This window comes from Achromobacter spanius (genome assembly GCF_039673305.1).
Lineage (GTDB): Bacteria > Pseudomonadota > Gammaproteobacteria > Burkholderiales > Burkholderiaceae_B > Achromobacter > Achromobacter spanius_F.
The window spans coordinates 426,220-432,263 of the sequence record NZ_JBDJLJ010000001.1 but is presented as its reverse complement, the minus strand read 5'-3'; the positions used below and the strand labels follow the sequence as shown (position 1 = coordinate 432,263).

Annotated in this window: 7 protein-coding genes; 4 read left to right on the top strand and 3 right to left on the bottom strand. The window is 67.6% G+C overall.

The window, feature by feature from the left end; all coding sequences use genetic code 11:
* The first annotated feature begins 67 nt into the window (after positions 1-67).
* Together ABE485_RS02065 and ABE485_RS02060 are read left to right on the top strand one after the other, a co-directional pair.
* The gene (locus tag ABE485_RS02065; protein WP_346513081.1) at positions 68-910 is read left to right on the top strand and encodes an ABC transporter ATP-binding protein; all 843 of its coding nucleotides are present in this window, start codon (positions 68-70) and stop codon (positions 908-910) included.
* 80 nt (positions 911-990) lie between these two features.
* Positions 991-2,259 carry a phenylacetate--CoA ligase family protein gene (locus ABE485_RS02060; RefSeq protein ID WP_346513080.1) on the top strand — a complete coding sequence of 423 codons (1,269 nt, stop codon included), beginning with the start codon at positions 991-993 and terminating at the stop codon, positions 2,257-2,259.
* Between the two features lie 43 nt (positions 2,260-2,302).
* Here ABE485_RS02060 and ABE485_RS02055 read toward each other — a convergent pair whose 3' ends face one another.
* The 3 genes from ABE485_RS02055 to ABE485_RS02045 are packed head-to-tail and all read right to left on the bottom strand — an operon-like array spanning position 2,303 to position 3,487.
* Positions 2,303-2,722: a DUF6691 family protein gene (locus tag ABE485_RS02055; RefSeq protein WP_346513079.1), complete on the bottom strand. Its 420-nt coding sequence runs from the start codon at positions 2,720-2,722 to the stop codon at positions 2,303-2,305.
* A 1-nt stretch (position 2,723) separates the two neighbouring features.
* Positions 2,724-3,155, bottom strand: coding sequence for a YeeE/YedE family protein (locus ABE485_RS02050; protein ID WP_346513078.1), 432 nt, complete (start codon positions 3,153-3,155; stop codon positions 2,724-2,726).
* A complete protein-coding gene (locus tag ABE485_RS02045; RefSeq protein WP_346513077.1) occupies positions 3,152-3,487 on the bottom strand; it encodes an ArsR/SmtB family transcription factor in 336 nt (111 codons plus the stop codon). Before ABE485_RS02045 ends, ABE485_RS02050 begins: the two co-directional genes overlap by 4 nt.
* 124 nt (positions 3,488-3,611) lie before the next feature.
* Here ABE485_RS02045 and ABE485_RS02040 point away from each other — a divergent pair, with 124 nt between their 5' ends.
* Together ABE485_RS02040 and pap are read left to right on the top strand one after the other, a co-directional pair.
* Positions 3,612-4,475, top strand: a complete 864-nt coding sequence (locus tag ABE485_RS02040) for an MBL fold metallo-hydrolase (RefSeq protein WP_346513076.1) — start codon at positions 3,612-3,614, stop codon at positions 4,473-4,475.
* Between the two features lie 83 nt (positions 4,476-4,558).
* Positions 4,559-6,025 (top strand): polyphosphate:AMP phosphotransferase, encoded by a 1,467-nt coding sequence (pap, locus tag ABE485_RS02035; RefSeq protein WP_346513075.1) that lies wholly within the window; start codon positions 4,559-4,561, stop codon positions 6,023-6,025.
* The last annotated feature ends 19 nt before the right edge of the window (positions 6,026-6,044 follow it).

Below are 6,044 nucleotides of genomic sequence, written 5' to 3'. Positions count from 1 at the left end.
GCCCCCTCGGCAGGCCCCCCGGCGCCCGCCCGGCGCGCCCCGGCCGCCACCACGCGCAGGATTTGCCATGACCGCTGCAACGCATTCCGAAGTATCCCCCGGCGCCGCCAATGTGCTGCTCGATGTGAACGGCATCGAGGTGATCTACAACCACGTCATCCTGGTGCTCAAGGGCGTGTCCCTGCAGGTGCCGGAAGGCAGGATCGTGGCCCTGCTGGGCGCCAACGGCGCGGGCAAGACCACCACATTGCGCGCGATCTCCAACCTGCTCAAGGGCGAACGCGGCGACGTCACGAAGGGCCACATCCAGTACCGCGGCCAGCGCATCGAGCGCCTGTCGCCGGCCGAACTGGTCAAGCGCGGCGTCGTGCAGGTGATGGAAGGCCGGCACTGCTTCGCCCACCTGACCATCGAGGAAAACCTGCTGACGGGCGCCTACACCCGCAGCATGAGCCGCGGCGACACCACCGCCGCGCTGGAAAAGGTCTATCAGTACTTCCCCCGGCTCAAGCAGCGCCGGACGAGCCAGTCCGGGTACACCTCGGGCGGCGAACAGCAGATGACCGCGATCGGCCGTGCGCTGATGGCCAATCCCAACATGATCCTGCTGGACGAACCGTCCATGGGCCTGGCCCCGCAGATCGTCGAAGAGATCTTCGAGATCGTGCGCGACCTGAACCAGCGCGAACGGGTGAGCTTCCTGCTGGCCGAACAGAACACCAACATCGCGCTGCGCTATGCCGACTACGGCTACATCCTTGAAAACGGGCGCGTGATGATGGACGGCGCCGCGTCCGACCTGGCGCAGAACGAGGACGTCAAGGAGTTCTACCTGGGCATATCCAGCGGCGAGCGCAAGAGTTTCCGAGACAACAAGTTCTACCGCCGCCGCAAGCGCTGGCTGGCCTGATTCCTGAAGCGGGCAAGCCAGGCTTGCCGCATGCCGCCGGCAACGGCACCGCTATACGGCACACGAGAAGGTGCGATCCCATGTCCGAGTTTTTCGATGTACTCGAAACCCGTGCGCCCGAGCAGCGCGAGCGCGAATTGATGGCGGCCCTGCCGGGCGCGATTGCGCGGGCCATCGCCCGGGCGCCCGCCATCGCCGAACAGTTGCGCGGCATCGATCCCGCCGCGGTCACGTCGCGCGAGGCGCTGGCGCGCCTGCCCGTGCTGCGCAAGCACGAACTGCTGGAACGCCAGCAGCACAGCCGCGACGACGCCGCGGCGCCCGCGGGGCCCGGCAAGGCCTTCGGCGGCTTTTCCGCCATCGGCTGGGGCGAGGCGATGCGCGTATTTGCCTCGCCCGGCCCGATCTACGAACCCGAAAGCGCGCGCGCGGACTACTGGCGCTTTGCCCGCGCGCTGTACGCGGCGGGCTTTCGCGCCGGCGAACTGGCCTACAACTGCTTTTCCTATCACTTCACGCCGGCCGGCTCCATGATGGAAACCGCGGCGCATGCCGTGGGCTGCACCGTGTTTCCGGGCGGCACGGGGCAGACCGAGCAGCAGGTGCGGGCCATCCAGGACCTGGCGCCCAGCGGCTACACCGGCACGCCAAGCTTCCTGAAGATCATCCTGGAGAAGGCCGACGAGCTGGGCGTCAGGCTCGATTCGCTGCGCCGCGCGCTGGTGTCGGGCGAAGCCTTTCCGCCGTCGCTGCGCGACTGGCTGGCCGCCCGCGGCATCGAAGGCTACCAGGCCTATGGCAGCGCCGATCTCGGCATGATCGCGTTCGAGACCTCCGCCCGCGAGGGGCTGGTGCTGGGCGAAGACATCATCGTCGAGATCGTGCGCCCGGGCACCGGCGAGCCCGTGCCTGCCGGCGAAGTCGGCGAGGTCGTGGTGACCACGCTGAACCCCGACTACCCGCTGGTGCGCTTCGGCACGGGCGACCTGTCCGCGGTGCTGCCCGGCATCTCGCCTTGCGGCCGCACCAACACCCGCATCAAGGGCTGGATGGGCCGCGCGGACCAGACCACCAAGGTGCGCGGCATGTTCGTGCATCCGTCCCAGGTGGCCGACGTGGCGCGGCGGCACCCCGAGATCCTGCGGGCGCGCCTGGTCATCAGCGGCAGCACCGGATCGGACCGCATGGTGCTGAAGGTGGAATCGCAAGCACGCGACGAAGACCTGGCCAAGCGGATCGCCGATTCGGTGCGCGACGTGACCAAGCTGCGCGCCGATGTCGAATGGGCGGACGCGGGCGGCTTGCCGAACGACGGCAAGGTCATCGACGACATCCGGACCTACGAATAGTCCGCCGGGGCGGATGGCCGCGCCACCGTCCAGCAGGTCAGAATCAGGCGCGCCTGCCGCGCTCGATGACGGCGTGGATGGCCATCCCCGCGATCATGGCGCCCGCGAAGACCAGCGCCTGCCAGATGCCGGCCGCCGCGGCGACCAGCGCGGGCCCCGGGCAGAAGCCCGCCAGCCCCCAGCCCACGCCGAAAGCCAGGCTGCCGCCGGCCAGCCGCAAGTCCACCCGCGTGGCCTGCGGCCAGTGCATGGGTTCGCCCGACAGGCTGGTGCGGCGGCGCCGCAAGGCTGCGAAGCCCACGCTGGCCGCCAGGACCGCGCCCCCCATCACGAACGCCAACGTCGGATTCCAGAGGCCGGCCAGATCCAGGAAGCCCAGCACGCGGGCGGGATCGGCCAGGCCCGACACGATCAGGCCCAGCCCGAACACCAGGCCCGCCGCGAATGCGTAGATGCCGGCCATGTCAATTTCCCCACACGTGACGCAACAGGTAGACGGTGACAAACCCTGCCGCCATGAAGATCGCGGTGGCCGCCAGCGACCGGCGCGATCCGCGGGACAGGCCGCAGACGCCATGGCCGCTGGTGCACCCCGAGGCGTAGCGGGTGCCGATGCCCACCAGCAGGCCCGCCACGATCAGTTGCGGCGTGCTTGCCTGCACGGTGATGGACGGCAGCTCGGAAAACAGGCGGTACAGCCAGGGCGCGGCGAACAGCCCCAACAAGAAGGCAAGCCGCCAGCCGGCGCCGCGCTCGGGCCCGAGCAGCCCGCCCAGGATGCCGCTGATCCCCGCGATGCGTCCGGCGCCCAGCATCAGCACCACCGCGCCGAGACCGATCAGCAGACCGCCGACCGCGCCGGCGAGCGGAGTAAAGGCGGACCAGTCCACGTTCACTTGAGTGACTCCAGCGCCCGTCCGCAGTACAAACTCGATAGCGTTTTCATCACCTGACTGACCTCGAAGCTGGCCATCTGGTAGTAGACGTACTTGCCGTCTCGCCGCGTGGCGACCAGCCCTTCGTCGCGCAGCACGCCCAGTTGCTGGGACAGTGTCGGCTGGCGGATGCCGGTCAGCGATTCAAGCTCGCCCACGTTGCGTTCATTCTGGACCAGCTGGCACAGCAGCAGCAAGCGGTCTTCGTTGGCCAGCGCCTTCAGCAGCGCGCAGGCCTGCGACGCGGATTCGCGCAGGGCGGAGACCTCGCAGTCGGTAAGGTGGGTATCCATGATGGCTCGATCGATTGGCGGATGATGGAATCATTATATTTTTATATAAACTATATGCAAATATTATTTTATTACGTATATTGATGGAATTGCGCCGCGACACGCGGCTCCCACGCCAGCGCTCATGAATCCGCAAATCCAGGCCTTCTTCGACCCCGCCACCGCCACCATCACCTATGTCGTCCACGAGGCCGGACGCGGCGGCGCCTGCGCCATCATCGACTCGGTGCTGGACTACGACCCCAAGTCGGGCCGCAGCAGCACGGCCAGCGCGGACAAGGTGGCGGCCTACGTGCGCGAGCACGAACTCAACACCGTCTGGCTGCTGGAAACCCACGCCCACGCCGATCACCTGTCGGCCGCGCCCTATCTGCAGCGGCTGCTGGGCGGCGTGATCGCCATCGGACAGAGCATCCGCACCGTGCAGGGCGTCTTCAAGAAGATCCTGAACCTGGAACCGGAATTCCAGCTGGATGGCTCGCAGTTCGGCCATCTTTTCGCCGATGGCGAGACCTTCCGCATCGGGGCGCTCACCGCCACCGCCATCCACGTGCCCGGGCACACGCCCGCCGACATGGCCTACCTGATCGGGGATGCGGCGTTCGTCGGCGACACGCTGTTCATGCCCGACGTGGGCACCGCGCGCTGCGACTTCCCGGGCGGCGACGCCCATCTGCTGTTCCGCTCGATCCAGCGGCTGCTGAGCCTGCCGGACGGCACGCGGCTGTTCATGTGCCACGACTACCCGCCCGCGGGCCGCGACGCCTGCTGGCAAACCAGCGTGGCTGATCAGCGCCGCGCCAACATCCACGTGCGCGACGGCGTGAGCGAAGCGGAATTCGTCGCCATGCGCACCCGCCGCGACGCCACGCTGTCCATGCCCACGCTGATCCTGCCCGCGATCCAGGTGAACATCCGGGCCGGCCATTTCCCGCCCCCCGAGGACAATGGCGTGCGCTATCTCAAGATTCCCGTCGACGCGCTGTGAATCGCGGGCGCGCGGCACTTGCGCGCCACGGCCATATCCCGCAAGATCGCCCGATCGAAATTCCACCCGATCCGCGCATCCCCATGTTCGCCGAAGCTGAAGCCGACCCCATCCTGTCCAAAGACGAGTTCAAGCCGCTCGAAGAACGGCTGCGGGTCGCCCTGCTGAACGCGCAGTACGAGCGCCTCAGGAAGGCAGAGAAATCGCTGCTGGTGGTCGTGGCGGGGATCGACGGGGCCGGCAAGGGCGCCACCATCAACCTGCTCAACGAATGGATGGATCCGCGCCATATCCGGACGCTGGCCTATGGTCCGCGCGAAGGCGACGAACTGGACCGCCCGCCGCTCTGGCGCTACTGGAACGACCTGCCGCCCAAGGGCAGCACCGGCATCGTCTTCGGCTCCTGGTACACGCCGCTGATCATCGAAGCGGCCCGCAAGAAGCCGAATCCGGAAACCATCGAGGCGCAGGCCGCCGCGATCATGCGCTTCGAAGCCATGCTGGCGGCCGAGGGCGTGCAGATCATCAAGCTCTGGTTCCACTTGTCCGCCAAGGCCCAGAAGGCCCGCACGCAGCGCCTGCTGGCCAGCCCGGAGACCGCCTGGCAGGTCAGCCCCGTCGACCTCAAGGTCAACAAGCGGTTCGACCGCATCCGCTCGGGCGGACACGTCGTACTGAACCACACGGACTGCGGCCATGCTCCCTGGGTGGTGATACCCAGCGCCGACGAAAACATGCGCGCCGCGCGCACGGCCGAAGCCGTGCTGGCCGCGATGCGCCAGCGCGGCATTCCCCGCATTCCGCCTGCTTTCGTGGCGCATTCCGGTGCCACGCGCATCGTCGACCGCCTGGGCCAGCTGGACTACGAAGCCAAGGTGGACAAGCAGGACTACGAGGCCGAACTGGGCCTGCTCCAGGGACGGCTTGCCCGCGTGGCCCGGTCCGACAAATTCCAGCAGCGTTCGCTGATCCTGGTATTCGAGGGCCAGGACGCTGCCGGCAAGGGCGGGGCCATCCGCCGCGTGACGCACGCGCTGGACGCCCGGCAATTCGACATCACCCCCATTGCCGCGCCCAGCACCGAGGAATTGGCCCGCCCCTACCTGTGGCGCTTCTGGCGCCGCATCCCGCGCCACGGACGCATCGCGATCTTCGACCGCTCCTGGTATGGCCGGGTGCTGGTCGAACGCGTCGAAAAGCTGATCCCGCCCGCCAAATGGCGCCGGTCTTACGCCGAGATCAACGACTTCGAAGAGCAGCTCGTCGCGAGCGGCGCGCTGGTGCTGAAATTCTGGCTTGCAATCACCGCCGACGTGCAGCTGGAACGGTTCCGCGAGCGCGAAAAATCGCCCTTCAAGAATTTCAAGATCACCCCCGAGGATTGGCGCAACCGCGACAAGTGGCGGGATTACGCCTCGGCCACCAACGAACTGCTGACCCGCACCGACGTCGCGCATGCGCCTTGGCATCTGGTGTCCGCCAACGACAAGCGTTACGCTCGGCTGCAAGTGCTGCGGCATATCGTCGAAGCCTTGGAAAACCAACTCTGAACACCGCCAGGAGGCCTTG